General features: G+C 59.1%; 22 protein-coding genes. 20 read left to right on the top strand and 2 right to left on the bottom strand.

All coding sequences use genetic code 11. From position 1 onward, the window contains the following. The first annotated feature begins 1 nt into the window (after position 1). From rseP to lpxB, 7 genes are all read left to right on the top strand, one after another. Complete coding sequence (gene rseP / locus TR36_RS05120) at positions 2 to 1,339, top strand: RIP metalloprotease RseP (protein ID WP_045389572.1); 1,338 nt, start codon at positions 2 to 4, stop codon at positions 1,337 to 1,339. Between the two features lie 79 nt (positions 1,340 to 1,418). Next, positions 1,419 to 3,779, top strand: a complete 2,361-nt coding sequence (gene bamA / locus TR36_RS05115) for an outer membrane protein assembly factor BamA (RefSeq protein ID WP_045389575.1) — start codon at positions 1,419 to 1,421, stop codon at positions 3,777 to 3,779. A gap of 44 nt (positions 3,780 to 3,823) precedes the next feature. Then, entirely contained in the window at positions 3,824 to 4,360 is a 537-nt protein-coding gene (locus TR36_RS05110; protein WP_192841316.1) for an OmpH family outer membrane protein, read from the top strand. A 59-nt stretch (positions 4,361 to 4,419) separates the two neighbouring features. Next, positions 4,420 to 4,884 (top strand): 3-hydroxyacyl-ACP dehydratase FabZ, encoded by a 465-nt coding sequence (gene fabZ, locus TR36_RS05105; protein WP_045389581.1) that lies wholly within the window; start codon positions 4,420 to 4,422, stop codon positions 4,882 to 4,884. A 3-nt stretch (positions 4,885 to 4,887) separates the two neighbouring features. Further along, the gene (gene lpxA, locus TR36_RS05100) at positions 4,888 to 5,667 is read left to right on the top strand and encodes an acyl-ACP--UDP-N-acetylglucosamine O-acyltransferase (RefSeq protein ID WP_045389584.1); all 780 of its coding nucleotides are present in this window, start codon (positions 4,888 to 4,890) and stop codon (positions 5,665 to 5,667) included. Beyond that, positions 5,664 to 6,452: an LpxI family protein gene (locus TR36_RS05095; protein ID WP_062762586.1), complete on the top strand. Its 789-nt coding sequence runs from the start codon at positions 5,664 to 5,666 to the stop codon at positions 6,450 to 6,452. The genes lpxA and TR36_RS05095 overlap by 4 nt, the downstream gene beginning before the upstream one ends. Continuing rightward, on the top strand, positions 6,449 to 7,585 hold the full coding sequence (gene lpxB / locus TR36_RS05090; protein WP_045390024.1) for a lipid-A-disaccharide synthase: 1,137 nt from the start codon (positions 6,449 to 6,451) through the stop codon (positions 7,583 to 7,585). The genes TR36_RS05095 and lpxB overlap by 4 nt, the downstream gene beginning before the upstream one ends. Here lpxB and mnmA read toward each other — a convergent pair. Beyond that, on the bottom strand, positions 7,582 to 8,718 hold the full coding sequence (gene mnmA / locus TR36_RS05085) for a tRNA 2-thiouridine(34) synthase MnmA (protein ID WP_045389590.1): 1,137 nt from the start codon (positions 8,716 to 8,718) through the stop codon (positions 7,582 to 7,584). The two genes, lpxB and mnmA, sit on opposite strands and share 4 nt — an antisense overlap. Before the next feature lie 124 nt (positions 8,719 to 8,842). Here mnmA and TR36_RS05080 point away from each other — a divergent pair, with 124 nt between their 5' ends. From TR36_RS05080 to recG, 4 genes are all read left to right on the top strand, one after another. Continuing rightward, a complete protein-coding gene (locus tag TR36_RS05080) occupies positions 8,843 to 9,121 on the top strand; it encodes a DUF1153 domain-containing protein (RefSeq protein WP_045389593.1) in 279 nt (92 codons plus the stop codon). 92 nt (positions 9,122 to 9,213) lie between these two features. Continuing rightward, positions 9,214 to 9,921: a response regulator transcription factor CtrA gene (gene ctrA, locus TR36_RS05075; protein WP_045389596.1), complete on the top strand. Its 708-nt coding sequence runs from the start codon at positions 9,214 to 9,216 to the stop codon at positions 9,919 to 9,921. A gap of 87 nt (positions 9,922 to 10,008) precedes the next feature. After that, the gene (gene ligA / locus TR36_RS05070; RefSeq protein ID WP_045390027.1) at positions 10,009 to 12,090 is read left to right on the top strand and encodes an NAD-dependent DNA ligase LigA; all 2,082 of its coding nucleotides are present in this window, start codon (positions 10,009 to 10,011) and stop codon (positions 12,088 to 12,090) included. Then, the gene (recG, locus tag TR36_RS05065) at positions 12,087 to 14,168 is read left to right on the top strand and encodes an ATP-dependent DNA helicase RecG (RefSeq protein ID WP_062762584.1); all 2,082 of its coding nucleotides are present in this window, start codon (positions 12,087 to 12,089) and stop codon (positions 14,166 to 14,168) included. The genes ligA and recG overlap by 4 nt, the downstream gene beginning before the upstream one ends. Before the next feature lie 218 nt (positions 14,169 to 14,386). Here recG and TR36_RS05060 read toward each other — a convergent pair whose 3' ends face one another. After that, the gene (locus TR36_RS05060) at positions 14,387 to 14,824 is read right to left on the bottom strand and encodes an iron-sulfur cluster assembly scaffold protein (protein ID WP_045389602.1); all 438 of its coding nucleotides are present in this window, start codon (positions 14,822 to 14,824) and stop codon (positions 14,387 to 14,389) included. 57 nt (positions 14,825 to 14,881) lie between these two features. Between TR36_RS05060 and hisI the strand changes: the two genes are divergently transcribed. The 9 genes from hisI (at position 14,882) to pgl (ending at position 23,746) form a co-directional block, all read left to right on the top strand. Beyond that, positions 14,882 to 15,241, top strand: coding sequence for a phosphoribosyl-AMP cyclohydrolase (gene hisI / locus TR36_RS05055; protein ID WP_045389605.1), 360 nt, complete (start codon positions 14,882 to 14,884; stop codon positions 15,239 to 15,241). A 3-nt stretch (positions 15,242 to 15,244) separates the two neighbouring features. After that, entirely contained in the window at positions 15,245 to 17,056 is a 1,812-nt protein-coding gene (locus tag TR36_RS05050; RefSeq protein ID WP_062762582.1) for an ABC-F family ATP-binding cassette domain-containing protein, read from the top strand. 115 nt (positions 17,057 to 17,171) lie between these two features. Further along, positions 17,172 to 17,768 carry an outer membrane protein gene (locus TR36_RS05045; RefSeq protein WP_045389611.1) on the top strand — a complete coding sequence of 199 codons (597 nt, stop codon included), beginning with the start codon at positions 17,172 to 17,174 and terminating at the stop codon, positions 17,766 to 17,768. A gap of 105 nt (positions 17,769 to 17,873) precedes the next feature. Next, positions 17,874 to 19,244, top strand: coding sequence for a cysteine--tRNA ligase (gene cysS, locus TR36_RS05040; protein ID WP_062762580.1), 1,371 nt, complete (start codon positions 17,874 to 17,876; stop codon positions 19,242 to 19,244). After that, a complete protein-coding gene (locus tag TR36_RS05035; protein ID WP_062762578.1) occupies positions 19,241 to 19,993 on the top strand; it encodes a squalene/phytoene synthase family protein in 753 nt (250 codons plus the stop codon). Before cysS ends, TR36_RS05035 begins: the two co-directional genes overlap by 4 nt. Positions 19,994 to 20,013: 20 nt before the next feature. Continuing rightward, a complete protein-coding gene (locus tag TR36_RS05030) occupies positions 20,014 to 20,673 on the top strand; it encodes an alpha/beta hydrolase (protein WP_045389617.1) in 660 nt (219 codons plus the stop codon). 279 nt (positions 20,674 to 20,952) lie between these two features. Beyond that, positions 20,953 to 21,519, top strand: coding sequence for an HNH endonuclease (locus TR36_RS05025; RefSeq protein ID WP_045389620.1), 567 nt, complete (start codon positions 20,953 to 20,955; stop codon positions 21,517 to 21,519). 104 nt (positions 21,520 to 21,623) lie between these two features. Continuing rightward, positions 21,624 to 23,078: a glucose-6-phosphate dehydrogenase gene (gene zwf, locus TR36_RS05020; RefSeq protein ID WP_045389623.1), complete on the top strand. Its 1,455-nt coding sequence runs from the start codon at positions 21,624 to 21,626 to the stop codon at positions 23,076 to 23,078. After that, a complete protein-coding gene (pgl, locus tag TR36_RS05015) occupies positions 23,075 to 23,746 on the top strand; it encodes a 6-phosphogluconolactonase (RefSeq protein ID WP_045389626.1) in 672 nt (223 codons plus the stop codon). Before zwf ends, pgl begins: the two co-directional genes overlap by 4 nt. The last annotated feature ends 11 nt before the right edge of the window (positions 23,747 to 23,757 follow it).

Genomic DNA, 23,757 nt, shown 5'->3' with positions numbered 1-23,757 from the left:
CGTGGATCTGCTTGGCCTGCTGCCGCAATTCGGAGGTTTGATCCACACGCTTGTGGCGTTCATTGCCGCATTGGCGATCATCGTCACCATCCATGAATACGGCCACTATATCGTCGGTCGCTGGTGCGGCATCGGGGCGGATGTGTTCTCGCTCGGCTTTGGCCCGGTTGTCTATTCGCGCACGGACAAGCGTGGAACGCGCTGGCAGCTGGCCGCGCTGCCGTTGGGTGGATACGTGAAATTCAAGGGGGATGCGGATCCGGCATCGGCAACCTCCGATGCTTCGGTCGCGAACCTGTCCGATACCGAGCGTCGGGCCACGCTGGTTGGTGCGCCGCTGTGGGCGCGAACGGCCACGGTGGCTGCGGGACCTGTGTTCAATTTCATTTCGGCGATGCTGATCCTTGCCGTCATGGGCATGGTGCAGGGCGTGGCCATTGATGATCCGGTTGTGGGGGTGCCCCCGCAGGCGGTCGAGGGCGTTGACCCTCTGTTGGCGGGGGATCGTATATTGTCGATCAACGGCCAGCCTGTCGCGACACTGGCCGAAGTCGCAAGAATTGCTGCTGACCTGCCGCCTGCGGCCTCAACCGACTATGTGGTGAAGCGGGATGGCCAGCAGGTCACGCTGACAGGGCCGTTTCCGTTTCCGCCAGTAGCCGACGGGATTGCGCCGCAATCTGCAGCGGCCAGTGCGGGACTGGAGCCGGGCGATATGATCACGGCCGTGAATGGCCGGCAGGTGCAGTCGTTCAATGCCTTGCGGGATGCCGTGGGCGAAACGGACGGGGCCGAGGTTCGGCTGACAATCCTGCGGGACGGGCAGAGCTTTGAGCAGACCCTGCAACCGCGCCGGCAGGATATTCCCCTGGCGTCCGGTGGATTTGAAACACGGTGGCTGATCGGCATTTCGGGCGGGTTGGCATTCACGCCGGAACTGCGCCACCCGGGGATCGTGGAGGCGACAGGATACGCGGCAACGCGGGTCGGTGACATCATAACCACCAGCCTGTCGGGTATGTGGCACATGCTGACGGGCGCCATTTCGACCTGCAATCTCCAGGGACCATTAGGGATTGCCGAAACGTCCGGGGCCGCCGCCTCGGCAGGGGCGCAATCCTTCATCGGGTTCATCGCTGTTTTGTCAGTGGCGGTGGGGCTGATGAACCTGTTTCCGATTCCGGTTCTGGATGGCGGACATCTGGTGTTTTACGCCATCGAGGCGGTGCTTCGGCGTCCGCCAAGCCCTCGTGTCATGAATGTGATGATGACCGGCGGAATGGTTCTGATCCTTGGCCTTATGGTATTTGCTTTGACCAACGATATTTTCTGCCCATAATCTGCCGCACAGCCTTTTGACATCACCCACGCTTGTCGCTAGTCAAGACGTAACCAAGATTTAAAGAACGGGGCAGTGGATGGGACGCATCAAGGCATGCGCAGGCAAAGTTGGGCTTCGTCCGACTGTCGTGTCAGTCTTTCTGGGCGTGTCGGCAGTGGGGGGGGCGGTTATCCCCGCACTTGCCCAAAGTTACAGCTTTTCGAATGTTGTCGTTCAGGGCAACGATCGTGTGGATGATCCTACGGTTCTGGCATTTGCCGGTATCACGCGCGGGCAGGGCCTTTCTGCCGGAGAGTTGAACGCCGCCTATCAGCGCATCGTGAATTCGGGGCTGTTCCAGACCGTCGAAATCACCCCCCAAGGCAGCACGCTGGTCATCAAGGTCGAAGAATATCCGATCGTCAGCCAGATCGCCTTTGAGGGGAATTCGATCATCACCGACGAGGCTATGGCCGGCATGGTGAAATCGCAGACCCGCCGCGCGTACAATCCTGCGCAGGCCGAGGCCGATGCGGCCGCGATTACTAAAGCCTATTCGCAAACCGGCCGTAACGCTGCGACGGTGACGCCGCAGATCATCCGCCGTTCGCAGAACCGTGTCGATCTCGTATTCACGGTCACCGAGGGTGCGATTGCCGAGGTGGAGCGTATTGCGTTCTCCGGAAACCGGACATTCTCGGACCGTCGTTTGCGTCAGGTTCTGGAAACACGTCAGGCCGGCATTCTGCGCCGCCTTATTTCAGCCGATACGTTCATTCCGGAGCGTGTTCAGGTTGACCGGCAGATGCTGCGTGATTTCTACCTGTCGCGCGGTTTTGCCGATGTACAGATCCCCGAGCCCTCGGCCGCATTGACGCGTGAGCGTGATGCCTATTTCCTGACCTTCAACATTCAGGAAGGCCAGCGCTACCGGATGAATAACGTCACCCTGGCCTCCGAAGTGCCCGGGATCGATCTTGCCGAATTCCAGAAGCAGCTGGTCATCAAACGTGGCAGCTTCTATTCGCCGACTGCGATTGAAAACGTTACCACGCGGATGGAAAACGTCGGTGTGAAACAGGGCCTGAACTTCGTTAGGGTTGAACCGCGTATTACCCGTAACGAAGCGGCAGGTACGCTGGACGTGGCATTCACACTGGTACGTGGTCCGCGCCTGTTCGTTGAGCGGATTGATATCGAGGGCAATACGACCACGCAGGATCGTGTTATTCGCCGTCAGTTCCGCACCGTCGAGGGCGATCCGCTGAACACGCGGGAGATCCGTCAATCGGCAGAGCGTATCCGCGCCCTTGGTTTCTTCAGCGATGCGCAGGTCGAAAGCCAGCAGGGCAGCAGCCCGGATCAGGTCGTCGTCAACGTCGATGTGGAAGAAGAGCCTACCGGGTCCCTGTCCTTCGGTGTCGCCTATGGCGCAAGCTCGGGCGTCGGCTTCAATATCGGCTTCTCGGAATCGAACTTCCTTGGGCGCGGCCAATACCTTGGCATCAATATCGGAACCGGCAGCGACAGCGTGGACTCCACGTTCACCTTCGCCGAGCCTGCCTTCCTGGGGCGTGACGTCCGTTTCGCATTTTCGGCAAACTATACCGAAACTGACGATGACGACGAAGATTTTGATACGAAAAGCATCGGGATCAGCCCGTCGTTGACCTTTCCGGTTGGTGATTACAGCCGTCTGGAGCTTCGCTATACCCTCTCGCAAGACGGTATTTCGGATGTTGATGACGTATCTTACGATGATGACGGCGAAATTGACGGCAACGGCTCGTCCGAGATCCTGCAACGTGAAGAAGATCTGGGGGACCAGATCACCAGCTCCGTAGGATATTCCTACAGCTATGACACCCGGACGAACGGCATCAATCCGAACGGGGGCATCCTGCTGCGCTTCGGACAGGATTTTGCCGGGCTTGGCGGGGATGTAGACTACGTCAAGACAAGCGTTCAGGCCGTTGCCGAACGTCGGGTCCGCAATGAGGATGTGACTCTTCGCGCGGTATTCGAAGGCGGCGCGCTGACGATGCTGAACGATCAGGTTTCAACCGTTTCCAACCGCTATTTCGGAAACTCGATCCGTGGGTTTGATTCGAACGGCATCGGTCCACGCGACCTGTCGGCGACCAACGAAGATGCGCTTGGCGGTAACTACTATGCCGTTGCCCGTCTGGAATCCGAATTCCCGCTTGGTTTGCCTGCTGAATACGGCATCACCGGTGGTTTGTTCATGGATGCCGGTACCATCTGGGGGCTGGACGACAATGTCGGCACCGACGGGGATCTTGTAGATGACGATTTCAGCCTGCGGGCGGCTGTCGGCTTCTCCATCTTCTGGACAACGCCGATCGGTCCGTTGCGCCTGAACTTTACCAAAGCGCTGAAGAAAGAAGATTACGATGAAGAGCGTAACTTCGATCTGACTGTCAGCACCCAGTTCTGACGATGTTGCGGGCGGCGTTTCTTGCACTGATCATGTTGTCCTCTGTGGCAACTGCGCAAGACGCGCCCGACGAACAATCGCGGTTGGAAAGCGCCATCCTAACGGTCATGCCCGATCGTATGTTCGAAGAAAGCATGGCTGGAAAAACTGCGGAGCGTCGGTTCGAAGATGCTTCGCAGGCCTTGGTGGCAGAAAACCGCGTATTGGAAGCCGATCTTGCGGCGGAAGAGCGTGCCCTGACCGACAAGCGCCGAACGATGCCAAGTGATGCTTTTCATCTGGAGGCTGCTGCCTTTGATAAACGCGTCGAACAGGCCCGCCGCGGTCAGGATGCCAAATCCGTTCTGATCACACGGCAGCGGGATCAGGACCGTAAGGCGTTTTTTCAGGCGTCCATTCCGATACTTGCCGAGCTGATGCAATCCGAAGGCGCGCTTGCAATTCTTGATCGGGGAAGTGTTTTCCTGTCCTTTGATCTGATCGACGTTACCGATCGTGCAATTGCTGCGCTGGATGAACAGCTTGGTGACGGGGCCGATATCTTTGACGCCGAGATTGCCGATACACCTACAACGCCCTGATCTATTGCCGCTGCGTTAACGACTTGGTAGTCAGGCGTGGATGCAGTGAAGGAGAACCCATGACCGAGACCGCCATTCCGACCGTGGCAGACATCCAGCTGATCAAGCGGATCCTTCCCCATCGTTATCCATTCCTGCTGGTTGATAAGGTTCGGGACATCGTTCCGATGAAATCCGCCGTGGGGATCAAGAATGTTACATTCAACGAGCCGCAGTTTACCGGCCACTTTCCCGACATGCCCATTTTTCCGGGTGTACAGATCATCGAGGCAATGGCCCAGACGGCTGCCGTCATGGTGGGCGTGTCGATGGACCTCGCCGACAAGAATATGCTGGTCTATTTCATGGGCGTTGAATCCTGCAAGTTCCGGCGCAAGGTCGGCCCAGGGGACCAGATGGTCATGACTGTCACAACCAAACGTGGCGGTGGCAAGGTCTGGAAATTTTCTGCACGCGCCGAAGTCGAGGGTGAGTTGGCAGCCGAAGCCGAATTCACAGCGATGATGGATTTTCCGAAGGGATAGGCGATGACCATTCATCCGACTGCCGTCATTGAACCCGGTGCAAGGATTGGCGAAGGCTGCGAAATTGGCGCATTCGCCATCATCGGCCCCGAGGTTACCTTGGGTGACCGCGTAGTGGTCAAAAGCCATGCTGTCATTACCGGCTGGACCGATATCGGCGATGAAACCGTTGTCTTTCCCTTTGCAGTTATCGGCGAGGTGCCGCAGGATCTTAAGTTCCGGGGTGAGAAAACTCGTCTAAGCATCGGGAAACGGAATAGAATCCGTGAAGGTGCCACCATGAATGTCGGGACCGAAGGTGGTGGTGGCATCACCACGGTAGGCGATGACTGTCTGTTTATGACGGGTAGCCATGTGGGCCATGACGCCCATGTGGGACATCGTGTAATCCTGGCGAACCAGGCCGCGGTTGCCGGGCATTGCGTGATCGGCGACGACGTTATCATCGGTGGGCTTTCGGGCATTCATCAATGGGTGCGGATCGGACATGGTGCGATCATTGGCGCCGTGACTATGGTGACTAATGATGTTCTGCCGCACGGTTTGGTTCAGGGGCCGCGTGGGGAACTGGACGGTCTGAACCTTGTCGGGTTGAAACGCCGCGGAGTGGAGCGTTCGGAGATCACCGCATTGCGCGCCGGCTACCAGATGCTGGCACAGGGTGAGGGGACGTTCCTTGATCGCGCCCGCAGGCTGCACGATGAAACCGAAAGCAAGCATGTGACCGAAATGACCGATTTCATTCTTGCGGCGACCGACCGGTCGTTCCTGACGCCGAAATGAGTGGTACAGCAATTATTGCGGGGCGTGGCCGGCTTCCGGCCGTGCTTCGCGCTGCCGTGCCGGATGCGGTGGTCGCCTCCATGTCCGGCTTCATTCCCGAAGATGTGGTGCCTGATATAGAGTTCCGCCTGGAACGTCTGGTGCCACTTTTGCGCGATCTTTCATCACGTAACGTCTCCCGGATCATATTTGCGGGGGCTGTAAAGCGCCCCGATCTTGACCCGTCGTTGTTTGATCCTGAAACTGCTGCACAGGTGCCGCGAATTCTTGCGGCCATGCAGGGGGGGGATGATGGGCTGCTTCGCGCGGTTATCGCATTGTTCGAAGAGACAGGTTTCGACGTGATCGGGGCGCAGGAAATTGCACCGGATCTGGTTCCCGTCGAGGGGATCATCTGTGGTGACGTGACCGAACAGCATCGTGCGGATGCGACGCGTGCCGCCTCCATTGTTGCGGCACTGGGATCTGTCGATGTCGGTCAGGGCGCCGTTGTATCGCGGGGGCTTTGCCTTGCGATGGAGGCGCTGCCCGGGACGGATGCCATGCTGGACTGGGTTTGCGCTACGCGGACAGGTACGGGCGGCGTCTTCTATAAGGCCCCCAAGCCGCAGCAGGACAAACGGATAGATCTGCCGACCCTAGGGCTGGACACCCTTCGTCGTGCCGAGGCGGCAAAAATCGACTGTATCGCGTGGGAGGCCGGTGGCGTTCTGCTGTTGGACCGCGATGACGTCGTCGCCGAAGCGGAACGCTGTGGCATCACCTTATGGGCGCGGGGCATATGAAGCTGTTTCTGATCGCCGGAGAGCCCTCGGGCGATCGTTTGGGGGCAGCGCTCATGGTGGCCCTTCGGGAGTTGCGCCCCGATATCCGCTTTGCCGGTGTCGGTGGCCCGCTGATGGAGGCCCAAGGGTTCACTAGCATGTTCCCGATGTCGGAACTGTCGGTGATGGGCATTGCCGAGGTTCTGCCCAAATACTTCAAGCTCAAACGCCGTATTGCCGAATGTGCGGATGCCGTTGTTGCAACGGAACCTACGGCACTGCTGACGATCGATTCCCCGGATTTCAATCTGCGGGTTGCGAGGTTGGTCAAACAGGCGCGGCCGGATCAGCGCACCATCCATTATGTAGCACCTTCGGTATGGGCATGGAGGCCGGGGCGGGCTGCCAAGATGGCCGAGGTGATCGACCATGTGCTTGCCCTTCTGCCGTTCGAACCGCCCTATATGACGGCTGCGGGAATGACCTGCGATTTTGTCGGCCATCCTGTGGTGTCGGAACCGCGGGCCCCGGACGCGGAAGCACGCGCATTCCGGCAGAACTCGGGGTTGAATCCGATGATCCTGGCCTTGCCCGGTTCCCGCCGTGGAGAGGTTACACGGCTGGCGCCGATCATCGGAGATGTTCTGGCGCGAGTGCGTGAGGTGCATCCTGCGGCCGGTGTCCTGCTGCCGACTGTTCCAAGCGTGTCGAAGCTGGTTCATGAGCTGACGGCGGATTGGGCATTGCCGCCCCGTATCATCGAAGATCCTTCGGCCAAGCGGATTGCATTTCGGGCTGCGGACGTTGCCATCGCAGCCTCGGGAACCGTGTCATTGGAGCTGGCGGCGCACCGTGTGCCTATGGTCGTCGCCTACAAAATGAACCCGGTTTCGATGACGATCATGCGGCGGATGGCCCTGATCGACACGGTCACGCTGGTCAATCTGGTTTCGGATACGCGGGTTGTGCCGGAATTTCTTGGTCCGGCATGTCAGGCCGATAATATTGCGCCGGCTGTTCTGAACCTGTTGAAGGATGGGGCCAATACAGCCCAGCAACGTGCTGCCATGGATCTGACCATGCGGCGGCTGGGTGAGGGCGGGGAGCCGCCCGCAATGCGGGCCGCCCGTTCCGTGCTTGAGGCGATCGGTTAACGACCGCGCCAGATCCAGCCACCGCCAAAAATGCGGGTGCCTTCGGGATCGTAGAATACACATGCCTGACCGGCGGATACGCCATCTTCGGGTGACAGCAGTTCGACCTCGGCCTCTGTATCCGAAATCGGCCGCAGAATTGCGGCGCGGGGGGCGCGGGTTGACCGTACCCGCACATTCACATGCCACTCGGCGCGCGCGGTAAAGGGCTCATCCCCAAGCCAGTTGATTTCACGAACGGGGATCATGCGGGTGGAAAGAGCTTCCTTGGGGCCGACGACGACACGGCGGGTCTCAGGCTCCAGTTTGATGACATAGAGCGGATCCCCGAGGCCACCGATTCCGAGACCTCGACGTTGCCCGATCGTATAATGGATCACGCCGCGATGCTGTCCCAGAACATTGCCGTCCCGATCGACGATATCACCGGGATCGGCAGCACCCGGGCGCAGCTTTTCAATGACAGCGGCATAATCGCCATTGGGTACGAAACAGATATCCTGGCTGTCGGGCTTATCGGCTACCGACAGACCATAGCGTGCCGCAAGCGCCCGTGTTTCCGCTTTTGAAGCCAGATGACCCAATGGGAAGCGCAGGTAATCCAGCTGTTCCGCCGTTGTGGAAAACAGGAAGTAGCTTTGATCGCGGTTCGCATCCGTCGCTGAATGGAGTTCGGCCCCGGCTGCCCCCATTTTCCGCTGGATGTAATGGCCCGTTGCCATGCAGTCGGCATCAAGATCACGGGCGGTCTGCAACAAATCCTTGAACTTGACCCGTTCATTGCAGCGGATGCAGGGCACAGGCGTCGCACCCGCCAGATAGGCGTCGGCAAATTCGTCGATCACGGCTTCGCGGAAGGTGTTTTCATAATCCAGAACATAGTGCGGAAAGCCCATGGCCTCTGCCACGCGGCGGGCATCATGGATATCACGACCGGCGCAGCACGCCCCTTTTTTCGCCAGTGCCGCCCCGTGATCGTAAAGCTGAAGGGTAACGCCGATGACGTCATATCCTTCTTCCTTGAGCTGCGCCGCAACAACCGAACTGTCAACACCGCCGGACATCGCCACGACAACACGCGTAGCGGAGGGGGGTTTTGCGAAACCCAGAGAGTTCATCGGATGATCGAGCATGGCATAAACCGGTATGTATGGAAGGCTGTATAAATAGGAAAAATCCTAAGTATTCTCAACCCCCCGGTTTCATTCTTGATTAAACCTATGGCCCCAAATCTGTAGCCAGATAAAGGGTGAGAGCATGTATCTGAAAAAAACGAATGGTCCGCGTCAGGTCATTTTACCAGATGGCTCCATCCTGACACAGGCAAATCTGCCGCCGCCTGAAACAACAAGATGGGTCGTCAGCCGGAAATCCGTTGTAGTAAAGGCAGTTATGTTCGGCTTGTTGCAACGGGATGAGGCATTGGAGCGATATGCGCTTTCGCCCGAAGAATTCGACCTTTGGCAAAAAGCGGTTGAACTGCACGGCGATGCCGGCCTGAAAGTTACCATGTTACAGAAATATCGACATCCATGATGTTCATATTTTATCCGCCCAATAGTAAGATGCCGTTAACCATTTGACCTCAATGGTTAGGTATAGATATAACTGGGCCCCGGAAATCATTCATGCGTATATTGTTGGTCGAAGACGATCCCGCTACATCGCGTAGCATTGAGTTGATGCTCACCCACGCCAATCTGAATGTTTATTGCACAGATATGGGCGAGGATGGAATCGACTTGGCCAAGGTCTATGATTACGACCTTATCCTGCTTGATCTCAATCTTCCGGATATGAGCGGGCATGACGTGCTGCGGCAATTGCGTCAGGCGCGGGTGAATACGCCAATCCTGATCCTGTCCGGTTCCGACGATACGGACAGCAAGATCAAGGGCTTCGGCTTTGGTGCCGATGATTACATGACCAAGCCGTTCCAGCGGGATGAGCTGATTGCGCGTATCCATGCAATCATCCGCCGCTCCAAGGGCCATTCGCAATCCATCATCCAGACGGGATCGGTCTGCGTGAACCTGGACGCAAAAACCGTCGATGTCGATGGGCGGGCCGTGAATGTGACCGGCAAGGAATATCAGATCCTTGAACTCCTGAGCCTGCGCAAAGGCACTACGCTGACCAAGGAGATGTTCCTGAACCATCTTTACGGCGGCATGGATGAGCCCGAGTTGAAGATCATCGATGTTTTCATCTGCAAGCTCCGCAAGAAGCTGGTCGAGGCGACGGGCGGGCAGAACCATATCGAAACGGTCTGGGGACGTGGCTACGTTCTGCGCGATCCGGTTGAAACCGGGCAGAAGGCGGCTGTGGGCGCGTAAGGGGCTGGACTGTCGGGCATCGGATTCCTAAACCACAGATCACGATCTGTTCGGAGGGTGCCCGTGAAACCGGTTGAGCAACTGACCATGGAAGAGGCGCAAGCGGAGCTTGCGTCTTTGGCTGCACAGCTTGAGAAGGCCAATGTCGCCTATCATCGCGAAGATGCACCGGACCTTTCCGATGCCGAATATGACGCGCTCAAGGCCCGGAATCTGGCGATCGAGCAGGCGTTTCCGGAACTGAAGCTGGCCGACAGTCCGTCGGACCGGGTCGGTGCCGCGCCATCCGATGCGTTTGGCAAGATACGCCATGTCCAACGCATGATGAGCCTCGAAAACGCCTTTGATGCCGAGGGCATTGTGGAATTTGCTGCGCGGGTCGGCAAATATCTTGGGCATTCGGACCGGATCGCCTTTACCGCAGAGCCGAAGATCGACGGCCTTTCGCTTTCGTTGCGTTATGAGGATGGGGTGCTGATGCAGGCGGCCACGCGGGGCGACGGCGAGGTGGGTGAGAATGTGCTGGCCAATGCACGCACGATCTCTGACATACCGCATCAGATCGCGAATGCGCCGCAGGTGCTGGAGGTGCGCGGCGAGGTCTATATGTCCCACGCCGATTTCGCCGATCTGAACCGGCGGCAGGCAGAGCGGGGCGGAAAAACCTTTGCGAACCCCCGAAATGCGGCCGCAGGCAGCCTTCGCCAGCTTGATCCGGCAATCACCGCCAGCAGACCGTTGCGGTTCTTTGCCTATGCCTGGGGTGAGGTGTCCGAACCGCTGGCCGACACCCAGTTTGGCGTAGTGGAACGATTCCGCGAAATGGGATTCCAGGTCAACCCGCTTACCCGCCGGTTTGAGGATATTCAGGCGCTGCTTGGGCATTATGCCGAAATCGAGCAGGGCCGTGCCACCCTCGGCTATGATATCGATGGTGTGGTCTACAAGGTCGATGATCTGGCCATGCAGCGGCGGCTGGGGTTCCGCTCGGCAACGCCTCGATGGGCTATTGCGCATAAGTTTCCGGCAGAACTCGCCTGGACGCGCCTGTTGGAAATTGACATTCAGGTCGGCCGAACGGGCGCTCTTTCGCCTGTGGCCAGATTGCAGCCTGTTACCGTGGGCGGCGTGGTTGTGCAGAATGCCACCTTGCATAACGAGGATTACATTGCGGGCCGCGATTCAAAGGGCGAAACGATCCGCGATGGCAAGGATATCCGTGTGGGAGACTGGGTTCAGGTCTACCGCGCGGGCGATGTGATCCCCAAGATCGCCGATGTTGATATCGGAAAGCGACCTGATGACAGCGCTGCCTATGTCTTTCCGACACATTGCCCTGAATGCGGTTCGGAGGCCTTGCGGTTGGAGGGGGATGCCGTTCGACGCTGCTCGGGGGGGCTGGTTTGCCCTGCCCAGGCAGTGGAGCGGTTGAAGCATTTCGTCTCCCGCAACGCATTCGATATCGACGGATTGGGGGCGAAGCAGGTCGAAGCGTTCTACCGGGACGGGTGGATCAAGAACCCCGCCGATATTTTTGATCTGCAGGCCACCTATGGGCAAGGGCCGCGGCAGGTGAAGAACCGCGAAGGCTGGGGGGCGAAGTCTGCCGAAAAGCTGTTCGCGGGGATCGAGGCCAAGCGGCAGATCCCGCTGAACCGTCTGATCTTTGCACTGGGCATCCGTCATGTGGGGGAAACGTCGGCACAGCTTTTGGCGCGGCACTACGGTACATGGGATACCTTCGAGGCGGTGATGACCAAGGCCATTCCGGACGAAGGTGCGGAATGGCAGGATCTGATCGCCATTGATGGCGTGGGTGCTGTCATGGCAAAATCACTAGTGTCCACGTTCCAGAACAAAGCCGAACGAGCGGCGATCGATGCACTTGTTGCCCATCTGCAGGTACAGGATGTGCATGCGCCGGTGCAGAAGGACAGTCCGGTTGCCGGAAAATCCGTGGTCTTCACCGGAACGCTGGAGAAAATGAGCCGTGCCGAAGCCAAGGCACGGGCCGAGGCACTGGGGGCCAAGGTGGTAGGCTCTGTATCCGCCAAGACGGATCTGGTCGTGGCCGGCCCCGGTGCCGGATCAAAAGCCAAACAGGCCGAGGCGCTCGGGGTGGAAATGATTGACGAAGACGCCTGGATCGCACTGATCGGTGACGCATGAGCCGCCCGGAGGCGTTGTTCCCGCTGTTCGCGGAGCTGACCACGCTTGAAGGTGTGGGCCCGAAGACCGCAGAATCCATGGCTGCGCTTGGTGTGGCCCGCCCGGCGGATCTGCTACTGCTTCTGCCGCATTCCGCGATTGACCGGACCCCTCATCCATCGGTGCAGGACGTCATTCCCCCTACCGTGGTGACCGTAGAGGCCACGGTGGGCAGCCATCTGCCCCCGAGGGCAAAGGGCGGGCGTTACCGTGTCAACCTTCATGACGGCAAGGTGGATTTTCAGGCGGTGTGGTTTCATGCGCGCGGCGATTACCTGATGCGGCTTTTGCCACCCGGAGAGAAACGGGTTCTTTCCGGCAAGGTCGAATCCTTTGACGGGCAGGTCCAGATGGTTCACCCGGATTATGTTCTGCCCCCGGAAGACGCAGGAACGATCCCGCGCTGTGAGCCGGTCTATCCACTGGTGGCAGGCGTGACGCAGAAGGGGTTGGCCAAGGCAATCCGTGCCGCCATGGCGCTGATGCCACCTTTGGCGGAATGGATCGATCCCGAACTGAAATCCCGCGAAGGGTGGCCCGACTGGCAGGACGCATTACAGACACTGCATCGCCCCTCAAGGCCTGCAGATATCGCGCTGACCGCGCCGCAGCGGCAGCGATTGGCCTATGACGAACTGTTCGCGCATCAGATGACACTGGCCTTGGCCCGCGGTGCGCAACGCAAGGTGGCGGGGCGCAGCAGCCTTGGCACCGGCGTGATGTCGGATGCGGTGTTGCGCGACCTGCCATATTCCCGCACGACCGCGCAGGTCCGTGCCCTGACGGAAATTGCAGCCGATATGGCCAGCCCCCATCGGATGAACCGGCTGTTGCAAGGCGATGTCGGCGCGGGCAAGACGCTGGTGGCCTTTCTCGCGTTGCTGATCGCGGTAGAGGCGGGCGGGCAGGGTGTGTTGATGGCCCCGACCGAAATTCTGGCGCGGCAACACGGGGAAAGCCTTGCCCCGCTTGCGGCCTCGGCGGGTGTGCGTATTGCCGTTCTGACAGGCCGGGATCGTGGCACGGATCGGGCGGCCAAGATGGCTGCGCTGGCCGCCGGAGAAATCCATATCCTGATCGGCACCCATGCTGTTTTTCAAGGGGATGTGGTGTTTCACGATCTCCGTCTGGCGGTGATTGACGAGCAGCACAGGTTCGGCGTGGCGCAGCGCATGCAACTGGCTGCAAAGGGTGTGGCCGATGTGCTGGTCATGACAGCAACGCCCATCCCGCGCAGTCTGGCACTGGCCAGTTACGGCGATATGGATGTGTCGGTGCTTGATGAAAAGCCGCCGGGCCGCAAACCGATCACGACTGCCCTGATGGCCACCTCCAAGCTGGATACGGTGGTCGAGACGTTGGCTGCACGGGTGGCGGAGGGCAGGCAGGCCTATTGGGTCTGCCCGCTGGTAGAGGAAAGCGAGGCCGTGGATTATGCCTCGGCCGAGGCCCGTTTTGCCCACCTTCGGGCACGTATGGGGGATGTCGTCGGCCTTGTGCATGCGCGTATGCCCCCGGCGGAAAAAGATGCCGCCATGGCCCGCTTTGCCAGCGGGGAAACCCGGGTTCTGGTTGCCACAACGGTGATCGAGGTCGGGGTCAATGTTCCCAATGCCTCCATCATGGTGATCGAACGGGCAGAGCATTTCGGTCTGGCACAATTGCACCAGCTGCGCGGCAGGGTCGGGCGGGGATCAGCACAATCCACATGCCTATTGCTGTATCAGGCTCCGCTGTCGCAAACCGCTCGCCGCAGGCTGCAAATTCTACGGGAGAGCGAGGACGGCTTTCGGATTGCCGAAGAGGATATGGCTATTCGCGGGGCCGGGGATCTGATCGGTACGGCGCAATCGGGCCTGCCCCGGTTTCGCGTGGCAGATCTGGAACGTCAGGTAGGGCTGATGGAAACCGCGCAGAAGGATGCGCGGACATTGCTCTCGCTCGATCCGAATCTGACATCTCCCCGAGGGCAATCTGCGCGCATGCTGCTGTGGCTTTTGCGTCGCGATGAAGCAATGAGTTTGTTAAGAGTTGGCTAAATGTTCTTAAAAAGTTCTTTACGTGTTCCGGAACATGTGAGAACAATATGGCAACACGAAAAGGAGTTGCCCAGATGTTTGAACAAGCTCGCACCGTCCTGACCCATTCACGCGCCACCCTGATTTCCGATGCGCTCGGGGTTGCTGTTATTTTCGGCTCGCTTTTTGCAGGGCTGAACATCGTTTACTGAACTGCCCGCGCGGTCTGCCTGCCGCGCCTACTGGCCGCTGCCCATCGGGGTGGCGGCATTTTTCATGGCCGCAACTGTGGCGCGCAGGGGAAGCAGTACTGATGCGTGGCGGGCAGATACCGCACGTGCCGGTTCCAATATCGAATAGCCATCAAAGGGGGCAGGTGGCGGGCTATTGCCCCGGAGCATTCCGGCCACGTCCTCGGTCAGGGTCTCGATCTCGGACAGGGTGCGCCCCATGATAATCTTGCCCAGCAATGCGGCCGAGGCCTGCCCAAGCAGACAGGCGCGCACCTCCTGGGCGAAGGCTGTGACCGATCCGTCCTGCAGGATGACATCAACGCTGACGACGGAACCGCAGGCCGGGGAACGTACGGTTGCGCTGCCCATCGGATGCTCCAGCCGCCCCAGATGTGGAATGGCTGTGACCAATGTCAGAAGTTCGGGTGAATAAAGATCGGACATCGTTCCCTTTCGCGGCTGTTCCCCCTAGATAGGCGGCACCCCTGCCAAGGAAAAGATATGCGCTTCGATCCAAGTACGATGACCTATGATGCAAACGGCCTCATTCCTGTAATCGCACAGGACCACAGCTCCGGTGAGGTGCTGATGATGGCATGGATGAATGCGGAATCCCTGACCCGCACGATGGAGACGGGGCGCATGACCTATTGGTCGCGATCGCGCCAGTCATTCTGGGCCAAGGGTGAAAGCTCGGGTAATGTCCAGCGGCTGGTCGAGATGCGCGTCGATTGCGACCGCGACTGCCTTCTGGCGCTGGTAGAACAGACCGGACCGGCCTGCCACACCAACCGCCGTTCGTGCTTCTACACAGCCGTTCGTGACGGATCGGAAATCGAAATCATGAAGCCGGAGGTCTGAGACATGGCGCGCGCCCCTCTTTTGCAAGTGAACGATATCTCGCTGACCTTCGGGGGCGATCCGATTTTCGATGATCTGTCCCTGATCGTCCAGCCCGGCGATCGTGTCGCGCTGGTTGGCCGGAATGGTTCGGGGAAATCCACCCTGATGAAGATCATGGCCGGCCTGATTGAGCCTGATCGCGGAGAGCGTGTTCTGGCGCCGGGCGTGACGACGGGATACATGGAGCAGGATCCCGATCTGTCGGGCTATGAGACCCTTGGCGATTATGCGGTCGATGGCCTGCCGGAGGGAGAGGAATATCGCATCTACATGGTTGCGGAAGGGCTGAAATTCGTTCCCGAAACCCGTGTCGATGCTGCATCGGGCGGGGAAAAACGGCGGGCGGCATTGGCCAAACTGCTGGCAGCCGAACCGGAACTGATGCTGCTGGATGAGCCGACCAACCACCTTGATATCGAAGCGATCCAATGGCTGGAGGATCGTTTGAAATCCACCCGCGCTGGATATGTCCTGATCAGCCACGACCGGGCCTTTTTGAAGGCCCTGACGCGTGCAACGCTTTGGGTGGATCGCGGCGCGGTCCGTCGGCGTGAATCCGGATTTGACGGGTTCGAGGACTGGCGCGAGACGGTCTGGGCCGAGGAAGACGAAGCCCGCCACAAGCTGGATCGCAAGATCAAGGCCGAGGCGCGTTGGGCCGTCGAGGGCATATCTGCTCGCAGAAAGCGCAACCAGGGTCGTTTGCGGGCCTTGTCGGCAATGAAGGATGAACGGTCCAGCCAGATCCGCCGTCAGGGCACCGCTGCGATGGAGCTGGAATCCGGCCCCGTGTCGGGAAAGCGGGTGATCGAGGCCAAGGGCATTGCCAAGGCGTTTGGTGACAAGGTGATCCTGACGCCCTTCGATCTGCGCATCCAGCGTGGCGACCGGGTGGCCTTTGTCGGGCCGAACGGCGCGGGGAAAACCACCCTGCTGAAAATGCTGACGGGGGAATTGGCGCCGGATGAAGGCACGGTGCAGCTGGGGTCGAACCTGTCGATGGCTGTGTTCGATCAGACCCGCGCCCAGCTGGATGGCAATGCGACCCTGTGGGAAAACCTGACGGGAGATCCGTTGTTGGGGGTATCGGGGCAGGCCGATCAGGTCATGGTCCGCGGTACCCCGCGCCATGTCGTAGGATACCTGAAAGATTTCCTGTTCGACGACTCACAGGTCCGTGCGCCGGTCCGGTCATTGTCCGGTGGCGAAAAAGCGCGGCTGCTTCTGGCCAGAATCATGGCGCGCGAATCGAATTTGCTGGTTCTGGACGAACCGACGAATGACCTGGATGTCGAGACTCTTGACCTTATGCAGGATGTTTTGGGCGATTATGATGGAACGGTGTTGCTGGTAAGCCACGATCGGGACTTCATCGATCGGGTTGCGACCACCACGATTGCGTTGGAACGTGATGGAAAGGCTACCGCCTATGCTGGTGGCTGGACCGATTACCAAAGCCAGAAAACAGACATTACCCCCCCTGTCGCCACCCCCGTTTCCACCCCTTCGCCCGTCAAGACCAAGGGGGCTGAAAAGGCATCGGCGGGGGGATTATCCTTTACCGAGCGCAAGCGCCTGGAAGATCTTCCGACCTTGATTTCCAAGCTGGAGGCAGAGATTTCCAAGCTGCAGACCCTGCTGGCCGATCCGGCACTTTTCACCGCCGAACCGGTCAAGTTCCGCAAGGCGTCGGACATGCTGGCAGAGCGGCAGGAAACCCTAAAATCCGCCGAAGAAGAATGGCTTATGCTGGAAGAGAAAAATTCCGTCTGACACGGACATTCAAGAATTCGTGAAAAAACTGGCACTGGCAATCGGCGAGAAAATAACCAATTCCAATGCAGAGCTGTGAGGCAATGCCGCCGGCTGGAAAGAATGGAGATTGAATATGAAACGTGTTGCAGTTCTCGCCCTTGGCGCTGCCGCTATTGTTGCTGCGCCTGCCGCATTCGCTGGTGGCCCGGTTGTTCCCGCGCCTGAGCCCATCGTTGCGGCACCGGCACCTGTTGTCATCGCTCCGGTAACGGGCGACTGGGAAGGCGCATACCTCGGTGCGCAAGTCGGCTACGGCGACGGTGGTTCGGTTGACGGCGACGGCGCTATCGGTGGTGTGCATGCCGGATACCGTTGGGATCTGGGCAACACGGTTCTGGGCGTAGTCGGCGAGTACAACTCGGCTGACATGGCTGGCGAGAACGACGCGATCAAGATGGACCAAGTCGGCTCCATCCGTGGTCAAGTCGGCTACGACCTGGGCCGTACGCTGGTATACGCATCGGCTGGTATCGCATCGGCTGACATCGACGTGAACAACGAAAGCTACTCCGACTCCGGCTATGTGGTCGGTCTGGGCGTAGACTACGCTGTCACACCGAACGTCATCCTGGGTGGTGAGGTTTCGACCTACGGCTTTGACGATTTCGACGACACCGGTGTTGATTACAACCCGACTACGATCCAGTTCAAAGCTGCCTACAAATTCTGATCTGCTGACAGATCCGGATATTGGGAGGGCGCAGGGAAACCTGCGCCCTTTTATATTTTCATCCCTTACGCCCTTTGATAACCGATGCGTAATGGAGGCCATCACATGACACCGATCACGCTGTTCAACACCAAAACCCGCCAGAGCGAACGGTTCACCCCGATTGATGCTGCAAGCGTCCGGATGTATGTCTGTGGTGCCACCGTCTATGACCGCGCCCATCTGGGGAACGCGCGACCCGTTATCGTATTCGACACGCTGTTCCGGTTGCTGCGCCATGTGTATGGCGTGGATCACGTAACCTATGTGCGCAATTTTACCGATGTGGATGACCGCATAAACGAGCGTGCCGCCAAGACGGGGCGGGCGATTGGCGATATCACCCGCGAAACCATCGGTTGGTATCACGATGATATGGATGCGGTCGGTGCTCTGCGTCCGACAGCCGAGCCCCGGGCAACCGACTACATCGCCCAGATGATCAGCCTGATCGAGGTGCTGGTTTCCAAAGGCCACGCCTATGAGGCAGAGGGCCATGCCCTGTTCGACGTGCGCAGCTATCCTGCCTACGGTAAATTCTCTGGCCGGTCAGTCGATGACATGATCGCCGGGGCACGGGTAGAGGTGGCGCCGTTCAAGCGGGATCCAATGGATTTCGTATTATGGAAACCCTCCACACCCGATCAACCGGGTTGGGACAGCCCCTGGGGGCGCGGGCGGCCGGGGTGGCATATAGAATGTTCGGCCATGGCGCATGATCTGCTTGGTGCCAGCTTCGATATTCATGCGGGGGGGATCGATCTGCAATTCCCGCACCATGAAAATGAGATTGCCCAAAGCTGCTGTGCCCATCCGGAGTCGGATTTTGCAAGGAACTGGCTGCATAATGAAATGCTGCTGGTCGAAGGGCGGAAAATGTCCAAATCCTTGGGCAATTTCTTTACCGTACGCGATCTGCTGGATCAGGGGGTGCCGGGGGAGGTGATCCGCTTTGTGATGCTGCAAACGCATTACGGAAAACCGATGGACTGGACTGTTGCAAAGGCCGAACAGGCGGAAGCGACCTTGCGCAAGTGGCGCGGCCTGATCGACGGGGTCGAAGCGTCGGTACCGGACGAACGGTTTGTGGCCGTCTTGGCAGAAAATCTGAACACGGCTGGTGCCTTGGCCGAACTGCACCGGTTGGCAGGGTCCGATCCTGCGGCACTGGCGGCATCGGCACGGCTGATGGGTCTGCTGGAGCCGGATATGGGCGCATGGGCGGAAACGGCGGGACCGTCGGCCGATGTTTCGGAACTGATTGCCGAGCTGTTGGAATCCCGCAGTGCAGCGCGTGCCAATCGGGATTTTGCCCGTGCCGATGCCTTGCGTGACGGTTTTGCCGCCGCCGGCGTGGTGGTAAAGGATACGCCGACAGGTGTGGAATGGACGCTGGCCCCCTCGTTCGATCTTGCCCGACTGCAGGCGCTGAAGTGACTCTGGATGCCTGCGCTGAACTGGTAGCTCGGGGCGACGTGGACCGTTTCGCCACGGTCATGGCGGCCCCGGTCTGGGCACGCGCCCGTCTGCTGCCGCTTTATGCGTTCAACATCGAGGTTTCCCGCGCCCCTTGGGTAAGCGCCGAATCCATGATTGCGGAAATGCGCCTTCAATGGTGGCAGGATGTGGCGATGGACATTGGCGAGGGCGATATCCGCGCCCATGAGGTTGCCTCTCCGTTGGCTGATCTGGTCACGGCGCAAAACCTTCCCAAGGAGTTGCTGGCGGATATGGCCGAGGCGCGGCGGTGGGATATCTACCGCGATCCATTCGCTTCGGTTGCCGAGTTCGATGCCTATCTGGATCGCACGTCGGGCCACCTGATGTGGCTGTCGGCGCTGGCCTTGGGGGCGGACGCCAAGGACGAACCTCGGGTTCGGGCCACGGCTTGGGCAGGCGGATTGGCGGCATTGCTGCGGGCCGTGCCTGAATTGCGCGCTCGTGGACGTCAGCCATTGCCCGCCGAAAAGATGACGGACCTTGCATCCCGCGGGTTGATGCGGTTGCGTGACGGCGGGGGTGTTTCCCGCAGGGTTGCACCCGCCCTATGGACCGCGTGGCAGGCAAAAGGCATCTTGCAGCAGGCGCAGCAATACCCTGAACGTGTCGAAGCCGGGACATTGCAGATATCCGAAGCGCGCAAACGTGGCGGGCTGTTGTGGCGTGCCATGACCGGACGCCCCTGATCCATGAAATTGGAGGAAACATGACCAGAGCCTTGAAGTACGGACGGAAAGGGGCGGCCCGTGGCAGCGCGCAAAGCATGGTCGTGTTCCTGCACGGATATGGTGCAGACGGGGCGGACCTGCTGGATCTGGCAACGCCTTTGGCAAAGCATCTTCCGGGTACGGTATTTATCGCCCCGGACGCGCCCGAGCCATGCGCGGCAAGTGCATTCGGACGGCAATGGTTTCCCATCCCGCGTATCGACGGATCTTCCGAAGAGGAGATGCAGGGGGGATTGGCACGTGCAACCGTGGCACTGGATGCCTTTCTGGATGCACGTATGACCGAGGAGGGGGTGAGCGCGGATCGGGTGGCGCTGGTGGGCTTTTCCCAAGGGACGATGATGGCGCTTCATGTCGGCCCCCGGCGAAGCGATGTTCTGGCAGGGATTGTCGGCTTTTCGGGTAAGCTTCTTTCGCCTGAACAGCTGGAGGCAGATACGGTCACACGCCCGCCCGTTCTGCTGATCCACGGTGATGCAGATCCCGTGGTGCCGTTCGAGGAGATGGCGGTTGCCGGAAATGCACTGGTGGCGGCAGGCTTTGAGACGTTCGGGCATGTGATGAAGGGTACCCCCCATGGCATCGCTCCGGATGGGCAGGCGGTTGCACTGTCGTTTCTTCGCGATCGGCTGACCTGAAGTCATACGGCTGTCACGAGGTGACACTAGGTATTGTGGCGTTCGATCCTTGCAGCATGGGGCTTGTCAGAGTTCGGACGCCATATATAGTGGATGAAGGTGACGGGGTGACGTTACTCCGTCGCTTTATCCGGAGGTGTTGCGTATGAAAGCCATATCCAGGCAGCGAAACAGTGCTGGAAAGCAACCTGCGTTACAGCGTAGGGCATTGTCAAACATGGAATTTCTGGAAAAGCGCGTGGTCTTCACGCGCTTTTGTTGTTTTTCGGAGGGGGTTAGATGAACCAGCCGATCGGAAACCTTCGTACACTTGTGCTGAATGCGGACATGCAACCATTGAGCTGGGCGCCGCTGTCCGTATGGAATTGGCAGGATGCATTCGTGGCGGTGCATCAGGATCGTGTTATCCAGGTCAAGACCTACGATGATGTCACGGTTCGCTCGGCTACATCGGAATTTGAAATTCCCGCCGTCATCGCGCTCAAGAATTATCGCAAGCGCCGCAATGTCGCGTTTACGCGGTATCACGTTTTCTTGCGGGATGAATTTCGCTGCCAGTATTGCGGCGTACGTCTTCCGGCAAAAGATCTGACATTCGACCACGTGGTTCCCCGCAGCAAAGGGGGGCGATCGGAGTGGACGAACATCGTGGCTTCCTGTAGCGCCGACAATCTGCGCAAGGCCAATCGTACGCCGGCCCAAGCGAATATGCGTCTGATGAGAGAGCCTTTCCGCCCAACGGGTTATCAGCTTGATGCCTCCGCGCGCCGCTTGCCGTTTCCGGTAGGGGAGCTACATCAGACATGGATGGACTTTCTCTATTGGGATAGCGAGCTGGACGGTTGAATACCTGCGAGGATCGAAATTCTCCGGGTGCCGCGCTAGACTTGCAGGATCGGTAACGCTAACACTCTGTCTCTGGACTTGGTGCGATTGCAGGAGACTTTGGCATGGTGTCACGGACTATTCCCGTTGATCCGTTTGATCTTGTCATTTTTGGCGGGACCGGCGATCTGGCCCGACGCAAGATTTTGCCGAGCCTGTACCGCAGATATCTTGCAGGCCAGATCCCCGAGGATAGCCAGATCATCGGCGCGGCGCGCTCCGAACTGGATGAGGCCGGATTCCGCGATCTTGTCCGTGCATCGGTCGAAGAATTCCTGCCCGCTTCAAAGCGGGACGCTACAACGCTTGCCGCCTTTCTGACCCATATCCGCTATGTTGCCGTGGATGCCAAAGGGGAAGCAGGCTGGGTGGAGCTGGGTGAGATGATGCGTGAAGGCGTCATCCATGCCCATTACTTCTCGGTCGCGCCATCGCTGTTCGGCGATCTTGCGCAACGTCTGTGCGAGTTCAACATCGCGAATGCCGATAGCCGGATCGTGGTCGAAAAGCCCTTCGGCAAGGATCTGAAAACAGCGCGATCGCTGAACGAGGTTCTGGCACGCCACTTCCCGGAACAGCAGATCTACCGGATCGACCACTATCTGGGCAAGGAAACCGTTCAGAACCTGATGGCGATCCGTTTTGCCAACATCCTGTTCGAACCGCTCTGGAAAACCGAATATATCGATCACGTGCAGATCACCGTGGCGGAAACGGTCGGCGTGGATGGTCGTGGTGCCTATTATGATACTTCGGGGGCCATGCGCGATATGGTCCAGAACCATATGATGCAATTGCTGTGTCTGATCGCAATGGAGCCGCCCTATCATTTCGATCCCGATGCGGTTCGCGATGAAAAGCTGAAGGTCATCCGGGCGCTGGAAAAGGTACGCCCCGAAGACATCGTGCGCGGTCAATATGCATCGCAGGGCGGAAAGCCCGGATATATCGAGGATTCGGAAAATCCGAACAGCCGCACGGAAAGCTATATAGCGATGAAGGTCGGGATTGCGAACTGGCGCTGGAAGGGCACGCCGTTCTATCTGCGGACCGGCAAACGGCTGCGCGCGCGGACATCCGAAATCGCGATCACGTTCCGCCGCCCGCCGCATTCCATCTTTGATGATCCGGATGGAAGCCGTGAAAACGTTTTGGTGATCCGCCTGCAGCCGAATGAGGGGATCAACCTGAAGGTGATGATCAAGGAACCGGGGCCGGGCGGGATGCGTCTGGTGCAGGTGCCGCTGGACATGTCGTTCGCGCAGGCGCTTGGTGAAGAGGGAACGGATATTCCCGATGCCTATGAACGGCTGATCATGGATGTGATCCGTGGGAACCAGACGTTGTTCATGCGGGGCGATGAGGTCGAGGCAGCCTGGGCATGGGCCGATCCTGTCATCGAAGGATGGGAAGCCCGGGGCGAGCGCCCGCATGTTTACCAACCCGGAACCTCGGGGCCGGATGACGCGCTTATGCTGATGCATCGCGACGGTCGCCGGTGGAGGGAGATCAAGGAATGAACTTCAACGAATATCCCGATCGGGAATTTCTGTTTCTGAATCTGGCGAACAAGATCGCCAGCGAACTGGCGGATTTTCTGCGCCGTGAGGGCAAGGCGACGCTTTGCGTTCCGGGGGGTACGACGCCCGGCCCGATTTTTGATACGCTGTCCGGCGTGGATCTTGATTGGGAGAATGTAACCGTTTTCCTCAACGATGAACGCTGGGTGCCCGAAGATAATGCGCGCTCCAATACCCGCCTGATCAAGCAGCGGTTGCTGACGGGCAAGGCGGCAGGCGCGAAATACGTTCCGCTTTATTCGGATGAGGGGACTCCGGAAGAGGCTCTTGGCGGTCTATCCGAGGGGCTCGCGCCACATCTGCCGATTTCGGTACTTTTGCTGGGTATGGGCAACGATATGCATACGGCATCGTTGTTCCCGGGCGCCGACAGGCTGGAAGAGGCGCTTTCAGACAAGGCGCCCTTGCTGTTGCCAATGCGGGCGCAGGCAGCGGACGAGCCGCGCATCACATTGACGGCAAAACCGCTGAAAGAAGCGTTTTCCACGCACCTTCTGATAACAGGGGCGGAAAAACGGGCAGCGTTGGAGCGGGCGGAGAAATTGTCACCGGTCGATGCCCCGATCCGCGCGGTCTGGCCTAACCTTTCCGTGCATTGGGCTGAATGATATTTTCCAAA

It is taken from the genome of Falsirhodobacter sp. alg1, assembly GCF_000739715.2.
Taxonomy (GTDB): domain Bacteria; phylum Pseudomonadota; class Alphaproteobacteria; order Rhodobacterales; family Rhodobacteraceae; genus Falsirhodobacter.
This window is presented reverse-complemented; position numbering and strand designations above follow the sequence as displayed.